The following is an 18,268-nucleotide window of genomic DNA, read 5'->3' on the forward strand; positions in this document are numbered from 1 at the left end:
GAAAACCGCCCGAGGCTTGCGCCCGGGCGGTTTCCATCAGTCACGTGATCCAGGCCTCAGAGGCCCAGCAGTTCCTTGACCTTGGCGACGGTCGCCTCGGCGGTGATGCCGAAGTGTTCGTACAGCTCGGGTGCCGGGGCCGAGGCGCCGAAGCCCTCCATCCCGATGAAGGCGGCCTTCTGCTCGCGCCCGCGTTCGCCGAGAAGCCAGCGGTCCCAGCCGATGCGTCCCGCGGCCTCGATCGCCACGCGCACGGGGCCCGCGGGCAGCACGCGCTTGCGGTAGGCCTCGTCCTGCTCGGCGAACAGCTCCATTGACGGCATCGACACCACGCGGGTGCCGATGCCGGCCTCTTCCAGCTTCGCCTTGGCGGCCATCGCGATCTCGACCTCGGAGCCGGTTGCCATCAGGATCGCCTGACGCTTGCCGGTCGCCTCGGCCAGGACATAGGCGCCCTGGGCCGTGAGGTTCTTGGTCGTGTGCTTCTCGCGCTGAAGCGGCAGGTTCTGGCGGCTGAGCGCCATGACCGACGGCCGGGTCTTCTCGGTCAGCGCGATCTCCCAGGCCTCGGCGGTCTCGACCGTGTCGGCGGGGCGGAAGACCAGCGTGTTCGGCGTTGCGCGGCTGATCGCGAGGTGTTCCACCGGCTGGTGCGTCGGGCCGTCCTCGCCCAGGCCGATCGAGTCATGCGTCATGACATAGACCACCGGCACGCCCATCAGCGCCGACAGGCGCATCGCGCCGCGGGCATAGTCGGTGAAGCACATGAAGGTGCCGCCGTAGGGACGCACGCCGCCATGCAGCACGAGGCCGTTCATCGCCGCCGCCATGCCGTGCTCACGGATGCCGTAATGCACGTAGCGGCCCTTGCGGTCCTCGGGGCCGAAGATGCCCAGATCGGCCGTCAGCGTGTTGTTCGAGCCGGTCAGGTCGGCCGAGCCGCCGATCGTTTCGGGCATCGCCGGGTTCACGACCTCAAGCACCATCTCGGACGACTTGCGCGTCGCGACCTTGGGCTTGGCCTCGCTCACCTGCTTCTTCAGCGCGCGGATCGTGGCGGCCAGTTTCTTCGGCGCGTCCAGCGCGAAGACGCGGGCGAATTCCGCCTGACGGCTGTCCGACAGCTCTGCCAGACGGCCTTCCCACGCGGTGCGCGCCTCGGCGCCCTGCGACCCGATCTTTTCCCAGGCGGACTTGATGTCGGCCGGGATCTCGAAGGCGGGGGCGGTCCAGCCGTAGATCTCGCGCACCTTGGCGATCTCGTCGGGGCCCAGAGGCGAGCCATGCGCGCCCTTGGTGTCCTGCTTGGCGGGGCTGCCGAAACCGATGTGGGTCTTGCAGTCGATCATCACCGGGCGGTCGGATTTCTTCGCCTCGGTCAGCGCGCGGTCGATGTCCTCGGGGTCGTGGCCGTCACAGGCCAGAACCTTCCAGCCCGCGGCTTCGAACCGGCCGTGCTGATCGGTGATGTCCGAGAGCGAGACCTTACCGTCGATCGAGATGCCGTTGTTGTCCCACATCACGATCAGCTTCGACAGCTTCTGCATGCCGGCAAGGCCGATGGCCTCCTGACTGATGCCTTCCATCAGGCAGCCGTCGCCCGCGATGACGTAGGTGTGATGGTCCTGCACCTTCTTGCCGAAGCGCGCGCGCAGCGATTCCTCGGCCATGGCGAAGCCGACCGAGGTGGCGATGCCTTGGCCCAGCGGGCCGGTCGTCGTCTCGATTCCCTTGGCGTGGCCGTATTCCGGGTGGCCCGCGGTCTTGGCGCCCCACTGGCGGAAATTCTTGATCTCGTCGATCGTCATCCCCTCATACCCGGTCAGGTAGAGCAGGCCGTAGAGCAGCATCGAGCCATGGCCCGCGGACAGGATGAACCGGTCGCGGTCGGCCCAATCCGGGGCGGATGCGTCGAATTTCAGGTGTTTTTCGAACAGCACGGTCGCGACGTCGGCCATGCCCATCGGCATGCCGGGGTGACCGGAATTGGCGGCTTGCACCGCATCCATCGCCAGCACGCGGAGAGCCGCGGCTTTCATCCAGTGGTCGGGGTGCGTCTTGCGCAGCGTCTCGATATCCAAGGGGCTCCTCCACAGCGTTTCGCGCAACTTTCGCGCCTGAAAGGGCGGTGATACCAGTCTTTCGGCACGATTCAAGCGCAGCCGGTGCCGCAGGGCGGGGTTTTCCGCGGGATCGGGGCGTCGGGGCGGGGCATTCCGCATGCCTGCTCGGCGGTCTCTCGCGTCGCGGGCGGGGCAGGGCGAAGGTTGGGGGGCGCATTCGCCGGGCGCTTTGGTCTATCATCGGGCAAGCCCCGGAGAAGGCAGCGATTCGCCCCTTTCGGCCGGGCCCCGCGCGGCCCGGCCCAAGGCAAGGAGAGAGACGAGATGAACGAGATCGCCGAGCTGGAGCGCCGCATCGCCGCCGCGCTGGACCGCATCGGCCGGGGCCTCGAGCAGGGATCCGCGGCTGCCGCGGCGCCCGCGCCCGGCACCGCCATTCCCAACCCCGAGGCCGAGGCGGAGCGCGCTGCCGTGCTGACGGCCAAGGATGACGAGATCGCCCGCCTGTCCGAGGAACTGGCCGCTGAGCGCGACACCAACGCCCAGCTTTCCGAACGCGTGCGCGCCGTGAAGGAGAAGCAGGAGACCGGGGTCAACACGCTGGAGCGCAAGCTGGCCGAAATGACGCGCCAGCTCGACACCCAGGGGCTGGAACTCCAGCGCATGAAGAAGACCAACATCCAGCTGCGCGAGACGATCCGTACCCTGCGCGAGGCGATGCAGGACGGGTTGACCGAACCGCACCTGGTGAACAAGTCGATGCTGGCCGAGCTCGAGGCGCTGCGCGCCAGCCGCGCGGCCGAGATCGCCGAGATGGACGAGATCCTTGCCGGGATCGAACCGCTGCTTGGCCGGATCCCGGCCAGGGCCGCAAGCATGGAGACGCCCGATGCCTGATATCGAGATCATGATCGGCGGCCGTGGCTTCATGGTCGGCTGCCAGGAAGGGGAGGAGCATTTCCTGCGCACCGCGGCGCAGATGCTCGACACCGAGGCGCAGGCGCTGCTGGTGCAGACCGGGCGCATCCCCGAGGTGCGGATGCTTCTGATGGCGGGGCTGATGCTGGCCGACAAGACCGCCGGCGCCGAGGATCAGCTGCGCGACGCCGAGGCCCGGCTGGCCGAGGTCGAGGCCGAGCTGGCCGAGCTGAAATCCCGCCCCGGTCCGCCGCCCGAGAAGATCGAGGTGCCGGTGATCCCGCAGGTGATGACCGACACGCTGGCCGAGATCGCCGCCCGCACCGAGGCGCTGGCCGACCGCATCGAGGAACGGGCCGCCTCGTAGGGTGCGTTTCGACGCACCCTCTGCCGTCTCGTAGCGCGCGTTTCAGGCGAATTCCGTCTCGCGGGCGCGGAGGGCACCGACCACCTGCTCGGCAAAGCGCGACGAGGCCACCGGCAGCGACCGCCCCTTCATCTGACCGAGGAACAGGTTCCCCGCCGGCAGGTCGCGCTCCGGGATGCGGCGCAGGGTCAGCCCCGGCGACGCCTCGAGTCCGACCGGGATGTGAAACCCGACCGCCCCCTCGTGCAGCACGTAATGCCTTATCAGCTCGAACGAATCCGTTTCCAGCACCGGGGAGAGCCGGCGCGAGGTGGGCTTCAGCGCCGCGTCCAGAAGGCTTCGCACCCCCAACTCGGCCCGGGGCACGACATGGGGGAAGTCGACGCAGTCGCGCAGCCGAAGGCCGGGGCGGCGGGCCAGCGGATGATCCTCGGCGAAGATCGCGCAGACCGGCTGTTTCAGCGCGTAGAGGATCTGGAAATCCACCATGTGCACCGGCTCGAACACCAGCGCGAGGTCGGAGTTGAAGCTGGCAAGGTCCTTCTCCGCCTGCGACCGGTCGCGGACGTTCACCTCGAAGGTCACGGCGGGGTGGGCGCGGCGGTAGGCCGCGATCTCGTGCGGCAGGAAATACGGGATCAGCGCCTGCGAGGCGGCGATGGTCACCTTGCCGCGCCGCACCCCTGACAGGTCGGCGGCCTGCGACCGGATCCGCTGCAGGTCCGAGTTCTGGCCGCGGTAATGTTGCAGGACCAGCTCTCCCGCAGGGTTCAGCCGCATCCCCGTCGTCAGCCGCTCGAAGATCTCGTAGCCGAATTCCTGCTCGAACCGCTGGATCCGCCGGTTCAGCGCCGAGGCCGTGATCGCCGTGTCCTCCGCCGCCTTGCGGATAGACCCCGCCCGGGCCACCGCCTCGATCAGGCGGAAGGTTTCCATGTGACGCATCGGGTGCCTCGTGCAAGGTGGTGCAAAAAATGCAACGGGTTGACGAAATATTAGCATTTCCCCGACGCACGGCAATCCGTCATCCTTTCCGGCAAGGCCATTTCAACCGTGCTCCCCGCGACAGGGGGAGGCATTCGCAGGGACCCAGACATGACGCGCTCCTCCTCCTCGCCCATCGCCCTTACCCGCCGGTCGTTGCTGACCGCCACCGGTGCCGCCGCGGCGTCGCTTGCCATGCCGGCGGTGCTTCGCGCAGCGGGGCCCACGCTGCGCATCGGCTATTGGCCGATCTCGGCGGGGCTGCCGTTCTATGCCGCGGTCGAGGAGGGGTATTTCAAGGCTGCGGGGGTGACCGTCGAGGTGCAGCGCTACGCCGGTGCCCAGCAGATCACCGAGGCGATGCTGGCCGGCCGGGCCGACGGCTGCGCCAACGGCACCGGCAGCGCCAACCAGGCGATCGCCGAGCTGGCCCAGCCCGGGCTGATCAAGTTCATCTGCTCGAACCCGACGAACGAGAAATACGTCCTCGACGAGATCATCGTGGCCAAGGACAGCCCCTACAAGACCATCGCCGATCTTGCCGGCAAGCGCGTGGCGGGCGGCCCGGGGATCCAGAACATGACGCTGGCGCGCACGGTGTTCGAAAAGGCCGGCGCCAAGGGCGCGCAGGTGGTCGAACTGCCCTTCGGCCAGCACGTCGCCGCCATCGCCTCGGGCCAGATCGACGCGGCCTACACCCTGGAGCCGCAGGGCACGATCGGCCGCATGAACGGCACCACCCGCACGCTCGAGGCCGGGGTGATCGCGCGCTACATCCTGGGCGACCCGATGGCGCCGTGGCACGGCGGGGCGGCCTCGCTGACGGGTGCCTTCCTCAAGGACCACCCCGATGAGGCCAAGGCCTATATCGCCGCCTACCGAAAGGGCGTGGCCTATGTCCGCGACAACCCCGAGGAAAGCCGCAAGTACTTTGCCAACTACACCTCGATCTCGGGCGACCTGGTGCAGGAAGTGCCGCTGTCGGGCTACACGATGTACGACGAGTTCACGCCGGAATCCGTCGCCTATTTCCAGAAGTTCTTCGACCTCTTCTCCGACGCCGGCATCTTCTCGGCTCCGCTCGACGTGTCGGGCATGATCTACAAGGCCTGACGATGAGCGCGGACATGACCGATCCCGCCCCGCTGGCCGCCCCGCCTGACGCGGGCAGCATCCGGGCGCTGCCGTCCCGGGCGCAGGCCCGCCGCCGCGCCGCGCGCGAACGGGCGGTGGGGCTTCTCCTGCCGGTCGTGGGGGCGGTGGCGCTTTTCGTGATCTGGGCGCTGGTCGCGCAGATGAAGCTCATCACGCCGATCCTGCTGCCGGGGCCGATCCCGGTGCTGGCGACGCTGGTGCAGGGCCTCGCGGGCGGCAAGCTGATGATGGATTTCGCCGTCACGGTGCTTCGCACGCTGGAGGCCTTCGCGATCTCGGCGGTGATCGGCATGCCGCTGGGGGTCCTGCTGGGCAGCAACGAGAAGGCCTATCGCAGCGTCGAGTTCCTGATCGACTTCTTCCGCTCCACCCCGGCCTCGGCAATGATCCCGCTGTTCCTGCTGATCTTCGGCGTGTCGGATTTCAACAAGGTGGCGATCGCGGCCTTCGGCGCGGTGCTGATCGTGATTTTCAACTCGGCCTACGGCGTGATGAACGCCCGCAAGCAGCGCATCATGGCGGCCCGCGTGATGGGCGCCTCCGGCTGGCGGGTGTTCCGAGACGTGCTGATCTGGGAAAGCCTGCAGCCCAGCTTCGTCGGCCTGCGCACCGCCGTTTCGATGGCCCTCGTCGTCGTGGTGGTAGCCGAGATGTTCATCGGCTCCACCAACGGCCTCGGCCATGCCATCCTCGACGCGCAACAGGTGCTAAACGTGAAACTGATGTACGCGGCGATCCTTGCCACCGGCATCCTCGGCTATCTGCTGAACATCCTCTTCCTCTACGCCGAGCGTCGCATCGTCCACTGGAGCGGGAGGTGAGCATGACCATCCTCGACACCCCGACCACCGGCCAGAGCGTGGACAGCCCGCTGATCACCATCCGCGGCCTCGTGAAATACTTCGGCGACGCGCCGCTCTACGACGGGTTCGACCTCGACATCGCGCGGGGGCGGATCATCTCGGTCTTCGGGCCGAACGGCTGTGGCAAGAGCACGCTGATCAACATGATGGCGGGCCTCATCCCGATCGACGGCGGCGAGATCCTGTTCGGCGGCAAGACCCGGCGCGAGACCCGCATCGGCTATGTCTTCCAGAACTACCGCGAGGCGCTGTTTCCCTGGATGCGCACGCGCGACAACATCGCCTATCCGCTGAAGCTGATGGGTTGGTCGAAGGCCCGGGTCGAGGCGCGGGTCGAAGAACTGGTTGCCTCCTTCGGCATCGGCTTCGACCTGAACCGCTACCCCTATGAGCTGTCGGGCGGGCAGCAGCAGACCGCCTCGATCATGCGGGCGCTGGCGCCGGGGCCGGAGGTCGTGCTGCTGGACGAGCCCTTCTCGGCGCTGGATTTCGAGATGACGCTGTTCATCCGCGAGAAACTGCAACAGGTGTTCATGGAGACGGGAACGACGATGATGCTGGTGTCGCACGATCTTGAGGAGGCGGTCTACCTTGCGGACGAGGTGCTTCTCCTGACCAAGCGCCCGACGCAGGTGGCCGAGGTGGTGCGCTTCGATGCCGCCCGCCCGCGCGACCTGGACACGCTGAGCGCGCCGGCGTTCATCGAGGCCAAGCGCCACAGCCTTGAGGTTTTCCAGCGCGAGGTGCGTAAATGATGACGGTGGAGACAGAGGTGACGGCGCCCGAGATCAACCGCCCCGAGGTCGTGGCGGAACTCACCGACCTTTTCCACCGCTATGAGGCAGCGCTTCTGGCAAGCGACACCGTGGTGCTGGACGCGATGTTCCTCGAAGGGCCGGAGACGCTTCGCTATGGCGTGGCCGATACGCAATACGGCAGCGACGCGCTCCGTGCCTACCGCGCGGGGCAGGCGCCCTTCACCCGGACGTTGATGGAAACCCGCATCACCACATACGGCACGGATTACGGCATCGCCTCGACCCTCTTCATCCGCGACGATCTGCCCGACGAGATCGGCCGCCAGATGCAGACCTGGCTGCGCACGCCCGAGGGCTGGCGTATCGTCGCGGCACATGTAAGCTCCGTCCCGGCGGCGCGCATGACGGACAGGTAGCCCCGTGGCGCAGGGTCAGACCGAAACGCTCTGCCGCAGCGTGTCGCGGTCCAGCTCGGCCCTGGTGCCGTGGAGCGTGACCTGGCCGCGCTTGAGTACGCAGAACGCATCCGCAAGGCCGTAGGCAAAGTCGAAATACTGCTCGACCAGCACCACCGCCATGTCGCCGCGGGCCTTCAGAAGCTCGATCACCCGGCCGATCTGCTGGATGATGTTGGGCTGGATCCCCTCGGTCGGCTCGTCCAGCAGCAGGACCTTGGGCCGCGTGATCATCGCGCGGGCGATGGCAAGCTGCTGCTGCTGCCCGCCCGAGAGGTCGCCGCCGCGGCGGTGGCCCATGTCCTTGAGCACCGGGAAAAGGTCGTAGATCTCGTCCGGCACCCGGCGCTCGGCCCGGGGGAGAAGGGCGAAGCCGGTTTCCAGGTTCTCGCGCACCGTCAGCAGGGGAAAGATCATCCGGCCCTGCGGCACATAGGCAAGTCCCTTCTTCGCCATGCCCTGCGCCGGCAGCTTCCCCAGCTCCTCGCCGTCCAGCCTCACCGTGCCGGCGGTACGCGGATGCGTTCCCGCCAGCGCCTTCATCAACGAGGTCTTGCCGACGCCGTTGGTGCCCATGATGCAGGTGACCTGGCCCGCCCGCGCCACGAGGTCGATGCCGTAGAGGATCTGCGACCCCCCATAATGCAGTGTAAGTCCTTGGCATTCCAACATGATCAGCGCCCCAGATACACTTCGATGACCTGCGGGTCGGCGGTGACGTGGTCAAGCGATCCCTCGGCCAGCACCGATCCTTCGTGCAGCACCGTCACCTTGCAGTTCAGACGCCGCACGAATTCCATGTCATGTTCCACCACCACCACCGCCCGGGTTTTTGCCAGCTGTACCAGCAGGGCGGTGGTATGTTCGCGCTCGGCCAGCGTCATGCCCGCCGCCGGTTCGTCGACCAGCAGAAGGCGCGGCTCCTGCGCCAGCAGCATGCCGATCTCCAGCCATTGCTTCTGGCCGTGCGACAGCTCCCCCGATTTGCGCGCCAGCTGGTCGGCAAGACCCACCTCGGCGGCCAGCGCCTCGACCTTTTCATGATCGGCGGGGCCGGGGCGCCAGAAGAGCACGCGGAACGGCCCGCGCGCGGATTTCAGCGCCATCATCAGGTTGTCGGCGACGGACTGATCCTCGAACACCGTGGGGCGCTGGAACTTGCGGCCGACGCCGATGCGGGCGATCTCGGCCTCCGAACGTTTCAGCAGCGAGATGGATTTCTCGCCGAAGAGCACCCGGCCCGCGTCGGGGCGGGTCTTGCCGGTGACGATGTCCATGAAGGTGGTCTTGCCTGCGCCGTTCGGGCCGATCACCGCGCGCAGTTCTGCCGGGCCGATGCTGAAGGACAGGTTGTTGATCGCGCGGAAGCCGTCGAAGCTGACGGAAACGCCGGAAACCTCGAGGAGCGAGCTCATTCCTGCGCCTCCTTCTCCTGAAGCGAGCCTTGGTCGGGGCCCAGCGGTGCACCGTGGCGGCCGGGGTGGCGCAGGCCGGTGACCAGATCGACAAGGCCGCCAAGGCCCTGCGGCGCGAACAGGGTGACCAGCACGAAGGCCAGGCCCAGCAGCACCTGCCACCAGTCAACCCAGTGGATCGTGCCGAAGCCCAAGGGCACGTCGGGCGCCCGTCCGCCGGTGAACCACGACGACAGGAGCGAGACGAACACCGCGCCCATGACCGCACCGTACAATCGCCCGCGTCCGCCGATCGCCACCCAGACCGCAAGGTAGATCGAGGCGATGGGCGCCAGCTCCGCCGGGTTGATGATGCCCGCCTGCGGGTAGTAGAGCGCGCCGGCGATACCGCAGATCACGGCGGTCAGCGCGAAGACGAAGAGTTTAAATCCTTCAACGGGGTAGCCGAGGAACCTCACCCTCTGCTCGTCGTCGCGGATGGCGCGGATCACCGATCCGAACTTGCCCGACACCACCCAGGCCAGCAGGATATAGGCCAGCGCCAGCGCGGCCGCCGAGGCCCAGAAGAACCAGATCGACAGCCAGTCCTGCGACACGCCGCCGAGGCCCGGTATGTTCTGCAGGCCGGAAAGCCCGTTGTTGCCGCGCAATCCGCTGTCGTTCTGGAACAGCCACAGCGACAGGGCCAAGGTCATGGCCTGCGTGAGGATCGACAGGTAAACCCCTGCTACTCTTGAGCGAAATGCCAGCCAGCCGAAGACGAAGGCCAGCACTGCGGGCACGATCACCACCAGCGCCAGCTGCGCCGGCAGCGATCCCGCGAAGGTCCATATCAGCGGCATCTTGGACGACCCGACCACGCCGAAGATCTGCGTGCCGATGCCGTGGAAGATCTCGTCCGGGGTCGGCGGGATCGGGCTTTGCGACAGCGCCTTGACCACGATCTCTTCGGTCCGGGCGTACATCAGCCACATGCCGATCATGTAGCCGCCGATGGCAAAGAACGCCATGTGCCCGAGCGAGAGGATCCCGGTGTAGCCCCAGACCAGATCCATCGCCAGTGCCACCATGGCAAGGCACAGCGTCTTGCCCAGCGTCTTGACGAAGGAGGTGGAGATCATCCCCGATCCGGTGCCGGGCGACATCAGCGTCACGGCCACCACGAACAGGGCGAGGATGGCCAGGAACCACAGGACCGAGGGGTTTTTCCGCAGGTACGCGCTCATGTCAGTCCCCCGCCGCCCGGCCCTTGAGCGCGATGATGCCGCGCGGCCGGACCTGGATGAAGAGGATGATGAACAGGATCATGTAGGTCTGCGCAGCCAGCGTGTTCGAGGGATTCAGCCACTCGATCCCCTTTTGCAGCGTGCCGATCAGCGCGGCGCCTGCAAGTGTGCCGAAGATGTTGCCCACGCCGCCGACCACGACGGTCATGAAGCTTTGCACGATGTAATCCTGCCCCAGCTCGGACGTCACCTTGGCGAACAGGCCAAGCGCGATCCCCGCGATCCCCGCGATGCCGGAGCCAAGGCCGAAGGCCAGCATGTTGATCCGGTCCGGGTTGATCCCCATCGAGGCCGCCATCGCCGGGTTCTGCGTCACCGCGCGCAGTTCCAGCCCCAACCGCGTGCGATTCATCACGAAGAGGAACAGCAGCAGGAACACGAGGCCGAGAACGAAGATCGCGATCCGGATATAGCTGATCGACACCACGTCGTTCAGCACCCAGGCCCCGTCCAGCCAGGCGGGAGAGGTGAGGGGGCGGGCCTGCGTGCCGAAGATGTTCTTGGCGATCTGCTGGAGCGCGATCGACACGCCGAAGGTCGCCAGCAGCGTCTCCAGCGGCCGCTTGTAGAGGTGGCGCACGACAAGGCGCTCCATCGCCACGCCGGCCGCGAAGGTCACGGCAAAGGCCAACGGCAGGGCGACCAGCAGCGACACGGTGTAGTTCGGGATCCACTGCTGGACGACGTAGCCGGTATAGGCGCCCATCATGATGAATTCGCCATGCGCCATGTTGATCACGCCCATCACGCCGAAGGTCAGCGCCAGCCCGATCGCCGCGAGGAAGTAGATCGAGGCCAGCGACAGCGCCTCGAGCAGCAGGTCGAACGCCTCCATTCCGTCGACCTTGAGCGCGATCTTCGACAGCGCGGCCCTCGCCGCATCGGTGACCTCCTTCGAAGGCTCGGCATAGACATCCCAATAGGCATGGGCGGCGACGGCGGCGGCGACCTCTGCCGCGGTGGCGGCCTGCGGCACCTTTCCGGCCTGTTCCAGTGCGCTGTAGGCGCGGTCGCGGGCCTCGGGGTCGGACAGGTCCGGGACGGGCACGCCGCCCACCTTTCCGCCTTCGATGTTCGCCTCCAGCGCCTGCTTGCGCGCGACGGGGGTCAGGCGGGCAGGGGCATCGCCGGCCTTCACCAGCAGGTCATAGGCCGCGGCATCTCCGATCCCCTTGCCGGGGATCAGCTGCCGCGCCACGTTGCCCGGCGGTGTCTCGCCTGCCCTGGTCACCACCCGCTTCGTATCCAGTAGCGGGTTCAGCGCGCCGCGCAGGTCAAGGCCGGTATCGGCGCCGAAACTCTCGATCGCCTTGATGCGTGCGGCTCCATCGTCGCCGAAGCGGATCGTCAGAAGGCGCAACATCCGCTCCTTGCGCGATCTCAGGCCCGGGTCGAACTCGCCCGGGATCGAGGCCTCCAGCGGTTTCAGCTGCCCCGCCTCGGGGTGCCGGTCGATGATGTCGAGGGCGGCGGCGCGGGTGGCGCGCTTCGGTGCGTTCAACTGGAACTGCACCAGCGCCCCGTCGATCAGGCGGCGCACCCCCGCATTGGGGCGCAACGCGTCGATATCGCTGCGCTTTGCCGTGCCCGCCGCCTTGCCGTCCGGTGCAGTCAGCACATAGTCGCCGCCCTTGCGCGTGATCAGGACGAAGGCGCCGTCGGACTTGCGGATCCCGAGATGCTTGTCGCCCCAGGCCTGCAAGACGGCTTCCGCCCGGTCGTCGCCCGAGGTGGCCAGCGCGTCGATCACCGGTCCGATCGTCAGGCGCGAGGATTTCTGGATCAGCGCACGGTTGGTGTCGAGGATCTGGCCGACCGGTTCGGCCCGCAGGCCCCCCGTAGCCAGCAGCAGGGCCGCGAGCACCGCAAGGAAAAGGCGCAACATGTAAATCCCCCGGCAAGATGGAGGCGGGCCCCGGCAAGGGCCCGCCGGCACGCTCAGGTCAGTAGTTCGACTTGATCTGCACGCAGGTGTTGGTCGCGGTGTTGTACATGCCGCACTTCTTGTCGGCCCAGTCCGAGATCAGGTCCTTCGATTCCGGCAGGAAGTCGGACCACGCGTCGCCTGGCACCGGGTCGGTCTTCTTGACCACGTCGAACTGGCCATCCTCGCGGATCTCGCCGATCAGCACGGGCTTGGTCAGGTGGTGGTTCGGCAGCATCTTCGCCGTGGTACCGGTGAGGTTGGGGAATTCCTGCCCGATCATCGCGGCCTGGATCGCGTCGCTGTCCACCGATTTCGCCTGTTCGGCGGCCTGCACCCACATGTTGAAGCCGATGTAATGGGCCTCCATCGGGTCGTTGGTGACGCGCTTGGGATCCTTGGTGAAGGCGTGCCATTCCTCGATGAACTTCTTGTTCTCGGGGGTGTCGACGCTTTCGAAGTAGTTCCAGGCGGCAAGTTGGCCCACCAGGTTCGACAGATCCCCCTTGCCCAGGCCCGACAGCTCCTCCTCCCCGACCGAGAAGGCCACGACGGGGATGTCGTCCGCCGTGATCCCGCTTGCTGCCAGCTCCTTGTAGAAACCGATGTTGGCGTCGCCGTTGATGGTGGAGATCACGCCCACCTGCTTGCCGTCGGCCGTCAGCGCCTTCACGTCCGACACGATCTTGGACCAGTCCGACTGGCCGAAGGGTGTGTAGTTGACGAAGATGTCCTCTTTCTTGATGCCCTTTTGCTGAAGATAGGCCTCGAGGATCTTGTTCGTCGTGCGCGGATAGACGTAATCGGTGCCCAGAAGCGCGAACTTCTCCACTCCCAGCTCGCCCAGGAAGTAATCCACCGCCGGGATCGCCTGCTGGTTCGGCGCGGCCCCGGTGTAGAACACGTTCTTGGAACTTTCCTGCCCCTCGTACTGGACCGGATAGAACAAGAGACCGTTCAGCTCCTCCACCACCGGCAGCACCGACTTGCGGCTCACGGAGGTCCAGCAGCCGAAGATCGCGGCCACCTTGTCGACGGTGATCAGCTCGCGCGCCTTCTCGGCAAAGAGCGGCCAGTCCGAGGCCGGGTCGACCACCACCGCCTCCAGCTTCTTGCCCAGAACGCCGCCCTTGGCGTTCTGCTGCTCGATCAGCATCAGCATGGTGTCCTTCAGCGTGGTCTCCGAGATCGCCATCGTGCCCGAGAGCGAATGCAGGATGCCCAGCTTGATCGTGTCGCCGTCGGCGGCGCGCGCGATGCGGGGCGCGGCCAGAGGGGCTGCCACGGCGGCGGCACCGGTCAGCAAAAGCGTGCGGCGGTTCATCTTGGTCATCGGAAATATGTCCCCTGTCGGGGCCGCCAGGTCCTTCCCCCGGAGCCATTACCCTCGGCCCGGGGTTCGTGTAGGATCGAACGGCAACCCTGTTGCACCCTGCGCGGCGGCCACCCGGTTTCCTAGGCCCGCGGTTGCCGCGCCTCCTTTTCACGACCGTCAAACCGGTCAGTCGAAGGATCGCGGCCCCTCGTGCGCCGCTCAACGCAATTATGGCAGGCAGATGATGGCCCCCCGCGGTTGCCGCTTTCCTGTGCAGATCTCCGCGCGCGCGCTCAATTCACGGACTGTCACGAATCCGTGACACAGGTCGTGGATCCCGCACCCCCAGTCTTTCTTGTGAAAATACTCCGGGGTCCGGGGCAGAGCCCCGGCCGGCGCAGCCGTCAGAGCGGCCCGGTTCTCCAAAGCGTGACCTTCAGGCCGCCATGCGCCACCGGCGGCCCCGGCGGCAGGAACGGCAGCCCCGTTGCCTGCGCCAGCGCACGTTCCGAGGTGACGATGCCCACGCGCCAGCCCCCGAACCGCTCGCGCAGGACCTCCCCCATCCGGGCGTGCAGACCGAAGAGCATGCCCTTGTTGCCGATCCGCGCGCCATAGGGCGGGTTGATGATCACCAGGCCCGGCGGCCCCTCGGGGCGCTGAAGGTCCGAGATCGCGGCATTGGTGAAGCGCGTCACCCCCGCGACGCCTGCGCGCCCGGCATTGGCGGTGCTCATGCGGATGGCGCCCGCGTCGCGGTCCGAACCGTGGAAGGTCAGCGCGGTGTCGCGTGGGGCGTGTGCGGCCTTCAACGCGGCAAAGGCCGCGGCCTCGAAGCCGGGAAAATGCTCAAAGGCAAAGCTGCGTGCCCGGCCCGGCATCAGTCCCATGGCGATCTCGGCTGCCTCGATCGGGAAGGTGCCGGAGCCGCACATCGGGTCGAGCACCGGCTCGGACCCGTCATAGCCGCATTGGCGCAGGAAGAGGGCGGCCATCGTCTCGCGCATCGGCGCCTTGCCGACCGCCTCCTTGAACCCCCGGCGGTGAAGGGCCGCGCCCGAGGTGTCTAGGCTCAGGGTGACAAGATCGTCCTCGATCCGGACCATGAGGCGCAGGAGGTCCTCATCTGGCGCGTCCTCCGGATCCTCGGGCCGTTTCTCGTTCGCCTTGGGGAAGGTCGCGCCGATGGTCTTTTCCAGCGCCTTTTCGACCCGCTGGATCGCGGCGCCCGCATGGTAGATCTTGGACCGGCGGCAGGTCGCCTCGACCTTCATCGCGGCGCCTTGCGGCAGGAAATCGGCAAAGGGAAATTTCGTCGCCCGCTTGTCGAGCTGGGCCAGGTGAAAGGCGCGAAACGCGCCGATCCGCGCCAGCACCCTTCCTGCGCCGCGCAATTCCAGATTGGCGCGCCAGACCTCGGGCCAGCCGCCCCGCGTGGTCACCCCGCCCGGGGTGGCCACGGGCTCCGCAAAGCCCGCCGCGGCGGCCTCGTCCCGCAGGGTGTCTTCGAGCCCCGGGGGGGCGGCGAGGAAGATCTCGAAATCCGTGTCCATGCGCCTCCATACCGTGGCGGCGGGGCAGGGGCGACGGGAATCTGCGGGCGGAGGCGCCGGCGGTCACTGCGTCTTCGCGGGGGTGTAGCCATCCGTCAGCGTCTTGAGGAAGGCCACGATGTCGTCTTCCTCGGCCGGTGTCAGCGCGGGCTTCTGCCCCAGCGTGGCCAGACCGAAAGGCGCATCGAGATAGTCGATATTGCCCCGATAGCGCTTCGGCAGGTCGTCATATCGGTTCAGCTTGCCGTTCCGCATGGGATAGATCGCCGCCGGGTCGGTGTCACGCTTGACGTAGAAATCCACCACCTGCTTCAGGTCGTGGTAGACGCCGTTGTGAAAGAACACCTTCCGGCTTGCCACGTTGCGCAAGCTGGGCGTCTTGAACAGCCCGCAATTGGCCGGGTTCCGCGCGATTGCGTCGTCGCGCAGCGGCCCGCACAGGCCAAGGTCGTGATAGCCCGGATCGGCATTCGCCGGGATCGCCGGGTTGCGCGGCACGCCAAGCGCCTCGTATTCGAAATCGGTGAAGAGGGGCGGCACGCCCGGGGTCTCGGAACTGTCTAGGTGGCAGGCCGCGCAATTCCCCTTCTTCGGGTCGTCGAAGAGCTTCTTTCCCGCCGCTTCGGCCGGGGTGAAGGTCGCCTTTCCCGCCAGCACCGCGTCGAACTTGGAACTGAACGGGTGGAAGGCCGGGTCCTCCCGCTGGTAGCGGCCAAGCGCGAAACCTGCCTCGGAAATGATCAGGTCGTCATCGGTCATCACGCCCTTGCCGAAGAGCATGGCCAGCCTCTTGCCGTACCTGGCGCGGATCGTGGCGGCCAGGGCGGCGCGCGAGGTGTTGGCCATCTCGAAGGGCGACATCAGGACGCCGAAGGTCTGATCCTCCAGCGTGTCGGCGCGCCCGTCCCAGAACAGGCCGCCGCGCGGCACCGGGGCGGCAAGTGTCGTCGTGCCTGCGGTCTTGAGCGGTTTCGCCGTGGTGGCAGGGCCTGCGACGGTGGTCACCCCCTTGGCCGCCGCGCCCTGCTGTGAAACCGCCATGGGCGAGGCCTCGTTCAGCTCTTCCGACGGGTTCGGCGGGCCGAAGGTGAAGGCGGGGGTGAAGATGCGGTAGGTCAGCGAAGGAACGGCGCGGATGCCGGGGCTGGCCAGATGCGCCCCGCCGATCTGCACGGCCCGGGCATTGTCGGGCGCGAAATGGTTCGCTGGATCGTGGCACGAGGCGCAGGACATCCGGCCCGAACCCGACAGCGCCGGGTCGTAGAACATCTTGCGGCCCAGCATGGCGACCACGCTGAGGGAATGGGCCAGCGGGTCGGGCGCGGGGAGGGCGATCCCCCGGGGCGCGGGCTGATCGGCCCGCGCCGGGACCTGGGAAAGGACGCCGGCCAGGGCGAACCCGGCCGGCGCAAGGAAGAGGAGGCGCTTCAATCTGAGCATGTCACGCCTCCCGCGGGTCTTCTGTCGGGTCACGAGTGGGTCGCTTCGCCGGTTTTCGGGTCGAGGATCAGCGCCTTCGCAGCGGGCTTGGCCCAGTCGAACATCGCGTTGATCGGGCCCGAGACCGCGTCGAAGGAACCGCCACCCAGACGGGCGCCGCCCATCCAGTTGTCTTCGATGAAGCGCATCACCGAGGATTGGTCGGTCAGCGTGTGGTCGACGTAGTTGGTCTTGGCGTAGGGCGAGATCACGACGAAGGGCTGGCGGGTGCCGTAGCCGCAGCGGCCCTGCGCGGGCTTGCCGTCGATGCCGGGCAGCGCCACGCCGGTCGAGCCGCACTTGTCGCCGTTCAGCACGTCATAGCCTTTGACCGGGATGTTCGACGGGTTGATGACCGCATGGGCGTGGTCGTACCAGCCGTCCGAGTCGTCGTAGAGGACGATGATCGCGGTATCCTTCCAGAACTTCGATGTCTCCACCGCGTTCACGGCCTTGACGATGAAGTGCTGGCCGTCCAGCGGATCGGAGTATCCTGCGTGGCCGTCCTCGTAGCCCGAGGCCTTGAGGAAGCTGACGGCGGGCATGTTGCCGGCCTTCAGCGCGTCGTACCAGTCGTGGATGTCGTACTGGTGGTTGGCGCCGCCGTCATCCGAGGTGCCGATCGCCGCGACCGATGCGGGGCGCACGTGCTTGGGGTTGGCGGTCGAGGTGTAGTACTGGAACGGCTCGTGGTGCGGGATGTAATCGACCTGGTCCACCTTGGTGATGTCCGAGGTGTGCGAGCGGGCGCAGCCGGTGGTGCCGTTCGCATTGGTCTGGCTCAGGTCAAAGCCGCCCTCGAACCAGCCCCAGGTGATGTCGCGGGCGTTCAGCATGTCGCCGATGTTCTTGCCGCCCATCAGCGCGGTCGGATATTTCGGGTTCGAGCATACGTCATCCGTCGGGTCGAGGTCCGAGATCATCGTCCAGCCGCCGTTGCCGTCGGGCACAACGCGGCCGCGGTCATAGGTGCCGTCCTTCTCCAGCTTGTAGCCCATCGGCAGCACGACGCCGTTGGTCTGGCCCGAGATCAGGTTGATCGCGCCGGGGGTCGAGGGGCCGAAGGTCGACGAAAACGAATTGTCGCTCATCGCGAAGTTCTGGGCGTAGTTCCATAGCGCGGTGACGGTGTTGCCGTCGTAATAGCCCATCACCTGGCCCTTGGTGCCGAAGGATCCGGCGCCGCCCTTCGATCCCTTGCCGGTGTTGGCCGGGAACAGATCCATCTTGTCGCCGTCATAGGCGGCCTGTTCTGCCGTGTAGCCGTGGTTCTGGTCGGCGCTGGCGGACTGGGTGCGGTCCATGCGGAACGGGGCCGCGGCGTTCTCGCCGTTGGCGGTGTTGGTCTTGTTGGGGTTCTGGTCCAGCAGGCCAGCGGCCGCCAGCGTGTTGACCTTGGGCGTGCCGTCCTTGGCGTGGAAGGCGGGTTCGCCCTCGGGGTTGGCGGCCTTCGGGTAGGTGCCGAAGTAATGGTCGAACGACACGTTTTCCTGGAAGATCACCACCAGGTGCTTGATCGGCGTGGCGGTGCTGGGCCGCGCGGTCTCCTGCGCGTGGAGCGGCAGCGCGGCGGCACAGGCCAGCACGAGGGCGCTGACGGCGGTGCGGGGTTGGAAGTGGCTCATGATCTGTCCCTCATGATGAAGCTGGCACGATGTAGCTGGCTATCGCCGCCGGCCCTCGTCCGGACCGGTTGAGGGCTGCGTAGAAAGCTTGTCTGACAGATCGGTGAC

The 18,268-nt window shown here is 67.1% G+C and carries 16 protein-coding genes; 6 read left to right on the top strand and 10 right to left on the bottom strand.

The window, feature by feature from the left end:
- Positions 1–56: 56 nt before the first annotated feature.
- On the bottom strand, positions 57–2,081 hold the full coding sequence (gene tkt / locus CVV76_RS06155; RefSeq protein ID WP_102223733.1) for a transketolase: 2,025 nt from the start codon (positions 2,079–2,081) through the stop codon (positions 57–59).
- A gap of 306 nt (positions 2,082–2,387) precedes the next feature.
- Between tkt and CVV76_RS06160 the strand changes: the two genes are divergently transcribed.
- Positions 2,388–2,960 (top strand): hypothetical protein, encoded by a 573-nt coding sequence (locus CVV76_RS06160; RefSeq protein WP_102223734.1) that lies wholly within the window; start codon positions 2,388–2,390, stop codon positions 2,958–2,960.
- Entirely contained in the window at positions 2,953–3,348 is a 396-nt protein-coding gene (locus tag CVV76_RS06165) for a cell division protein ZapA (protein WP_102223735.1), read from the top strand. The genes CVV76_RS06160 and CVV76_RS06165 overlap by 8 nt, the downstream gene beginning before the upstream one ends.
- A 42-nt stretch (positions 3,349–3,390) precedes the next feature.
- Here the strand turns inward: CVV76_RS06165 and CVV76_RS06170 are convergent, their stop codons facing one another.
- Positions 3,391–4,293 carry a LysR family transcriptional regulator gene (locus tag CVV76_RS06170; protein WP_102223736.1) on the bottom strand — a complete coding sequence of 301 codons (903 nt, stop codon included), beginning with the start codon at positions 4,291–4,293 and terminating at the stop codon, positions 3,391–3,393.
- Positions 4,294–4,443: 150 nt separating this feature from the next.
- On the opposite strand from CVV76_RS06170, the gene CVV76_RS06175 reads away from it, so the two are divergent.
- The 4 genes from CVV76_RS06175 to hpxZ are packed head-to-tail and all read left to right on the top strand — an operon-like array spanning position 4,444 to position 7,524.
- Positions 4,444–5,445 carry an ABC transporter substrate-binding protein gene (locus tag CVV76_RS06175; protein WP_102223737.1) on the top strand — a complete coding sequence of 334 codons (1,002 nt, stop codon included), beginning with the start codon at positions 4,444–4,446 and terminating at the stop codon, positions 5,443–5,445.
- A 14-nt stretch (positions 5,446–5,459) separates the two neighbouring features.
- Positions 5,460–6,308, top strand: a complete 849-nt coding sequence (locus tag CVV76_RS06180) for an ABC transporter permease (protein ID WP_102223805.1) — start codon at positions 5,460–5,462, stop codon at positions 6,306–6,308.
- 2 nt (positions 6,309–6,310) lie between these two features.
- Positions 6,311–7,105 (top strand): ABC transporter ATP-binding protein, encoded by a 795-nt coding sequence (locus CVV76_RS06185; protein ID WP_102223738.1) that lies wholly within the window; start codon positions 6,311–6,313, stop codon positions 7,103–7,105.
- The gene (gene hpxZ, locus CVV76_RS06190) at positions 7,105–7,524 is read left to right on the top strand and encodes an oxalurate catabolism protein HpxZ (protein ID WP_102223806.1); all 420 of its coding nucleotides are present in this window, start codon (positions 7,105–7,107) and stop codon (positions 7,522–7,524) included. The genes CVV76_RS06185 and hpxZ overlap by 1 nt, the downstream gene beginning before the upstream one ends.
- Positions 7,525–7,539: 15 nt before the next feature.
- Here the strand turns inward: hpxZ and urtE are convergent, their stop codons facing one another.
- From urtE to CVV76_RS06230, 8 genes are all read right to left on the bottom strand, one after another.
- On the bottom strand, positions 7,540–8,235 hold the full coding sequence (urtE, locus tag CVV76_RS06195) for an urea ABC transporter ATP-binding subunit UrtE (protein WP_199178503.1): 696 nt from the start codon (positions 8,233–8,235) through the stop codon (positions 7,540–7,542).
- Positions 8,236–8,237: 2 nt separating this feature from the next.
- Positions 8,238–8,978, bottom strand: coding sequence for an urea ABC transporter ATP-binding protein UrtD (gene urtD / locus CVV76_RS06200; RefSeq protein WP_102223740.1), 741 nt, complete (start codon positions 8,976–8,978; stop codon positions 8,238–8,240).
- Entirely contained in the window at positions 8,975–10,204 is a 1,230-nt protein-coding gene (gene urtC, locus CVV76_RS06205) for an urea ABC transporter permease subunit UrtC (RefSeq protein ID WP_102223741.1), read from the bottom strand. Before urtC ends, urtD begins: the two co-directional genes overlap by 4 nt.
- A gap of 1 nt (position 10,205) precedes the next feature.
- Entirely contained in the window at positions 10,206–12,149 is a 1,944-nt protein-coding gene (gene urtB / locus CVV76_RS06210; RefSeq protein WP_102223742.1) for an urea ABC transporter permease subunit UrtB, read from the bottom strand.
- 58 nt (positions 12,150–12,207) lie between these two features.
- On the bottom strand, positions 12,208–13,512 hold the full coding sequence (urtA, locus tag CVV76_RS06215) for an urea ABC transporter substrate-binding protein (RefSeq protein WP_102223807.1): 1,305 nt from the start codon (positions 13,510–13,512) through the stop codon (positions 12,208–12,210).
- 395 nt (positions 13,513–13,907) lie between these two features.
- The gene (locus CVV76_RS06220) at positions 13,908–15,056 is read right to left on the bottom strand and encodes a THUMP domain-containing class I SAM-dependent RNA methyltransferase (RefSeq protein WP_102223743.1); all 1,149 of its coding nucleotides are present in this window, start codon (positions 15,054–15,056) and stop codon (positions 13,908–13,910) included.
- 63 nt (positions 15,057–15,119) lie between these two features.
- Entirely contained in the window at positions 15,120–16,496 is a 1,377-nt protein-coding gene (locus tag CVV76_RS06225; RefSeq protein ID WP_102223744.1) for a cytochrome-c peroxidase, read from the bottom strand.
- Positions 16,497–16,525: 29 nt separating this feature from the next.
- Positions 16,526–18,160, bottom strand: a complete 1,635-nt coding sequence (locus CVV76_RS06230; protein ID WP_102223745.1) for a phospholipase C — start codon at positions 18,158–18,160, stop codon at positions 16,526–16,528.
- Between the last annotated feature and the right edge of the window lie 108 nt (positions 18,161–18,268).

The organism is Acidimangrovimonas sediminis (assembly GCF_002871005.1).
GTDB classification, from domain to species: Bacteria; Pseudomonadota; Alphaproteobacteria; order Rhodobacterales; family Rhodobacteraceae; genus Acidimangrovimonas; species Acidimangrovimonas sediminis.

What these genes read in the sequence shown, in the direction of transcription:
- CVV76_RS06165 (WP_102223735.1), top strand. Translation starts at nt 2,953, where the DNA reads ATGCCTGATATCGAGATCATGATCGGCGGCCGTGGCTTCATGGTCGGC.
- urtA (WP_102223807.1), bottom strand. Translation starts at nt 13,512, where the DNA reads ATGAACCGCCGCACGCTTTTGCTGACCGGTGCCGCCGCCGTGGCAGCC.
- CVV76_RS06225 (WP_102223744.1), bottom strand. Translation starts at nt 16,496, where the DNA reads ATGCTCAGATTGAAGCGCCTCCTCTTCCTTGCGCCGGCCGGGTTCGCC.
- CVV76_RS06180 (WP_102223805.1), top strand. Translation starts at nt 5,460, where the DNA reads ATGACCGATCCCGCCCCGCTGGCCGCCCCGCCTGACGCGGGCAGCATC.
- CVV76_RS06175 (WP_102223737.1), top strand. Translation starts at nt 4,444, where the DNA reads ATGACGCGCTCCTCCTCCTCGCCCATCGCCCTTACCCGCCGGTCGTTG.
- CVV76_RS06230 (WP_102223745.1), bottom strand. Translation starts at nt 18,160, where the DNA reads ATGAGCCACTTCCAACCCCGCACCGCCGTCAGCGCCCTCGTGCTGGCC.
- CVV76_RS06160 (WP_102223734.1), top strand. Translation starts at nt 2,388, where the DNA reads ATGAACGAGATCGCCGAGCTGGAGCGCCGCATCGCCGCCGCGCTGGAC.
- urtC (WP_102223741.1), bottom strand. Translation starts at nt 10,204, where the DNA reads ATGAGCGCGTACCTGCGGAAAAACCCCTCGGTCCTGTGGTTCCTGGCC.
- urtE (WP_199178503.1), bottom strand. Translation starts at nt 8,235, where the DNA reads ATGTTGGAATGCCAAGGACTTACACTGCATTATGGGGGGTCGCAGATC.
- CVV76_RS06220 (WP_102223743.1), bottom strand. Translation starts at nt 15,056, where the DNA reads ATGGACACGGATTTCGAGATCTTCCTCGCCGCCCCCCCGGGGCTCGAA.
- urtB (WP_102223742.1), bottom strand. Translation starts at nt 12,149, where the DNA reads ATGTTGCGCCTTTTCCTTGCGGTGCTCGCGGCCCTGCTGCTGGCTACG.
- hpxZ (WP_102223806.1), top strand. Translation starts at nt 7,105, where the DNA reads ATGACGGTGGAGACAGAGGTGACGGCGCCCGAGATCAACCGCCCCGAG.
- CVV76_RS06170 (WP_102223736.1), bottom strand. Translation starts at nt 4,293, where the DNA reads ATGCGTCACATGGAAACCTTCCGCCTGATCGAGGCGGTGGCCCGGGCG.
- urtD (WP_102223740.1), bottom strand. Translation starts at nt 8,978, where the DNA reads ATGAGCTCGCTCCTCGAGGTTTCCGGCGTTTCCGTCAGCTTCGACGGC.
- CVV76_RS06185 (WP_102223738.1), top strand. Translation starts at nt 6,311, where the DNA reads ATGACCATCCTCGACACCCCGACCACCGGCCAGAGCGTGGACAGCCCG.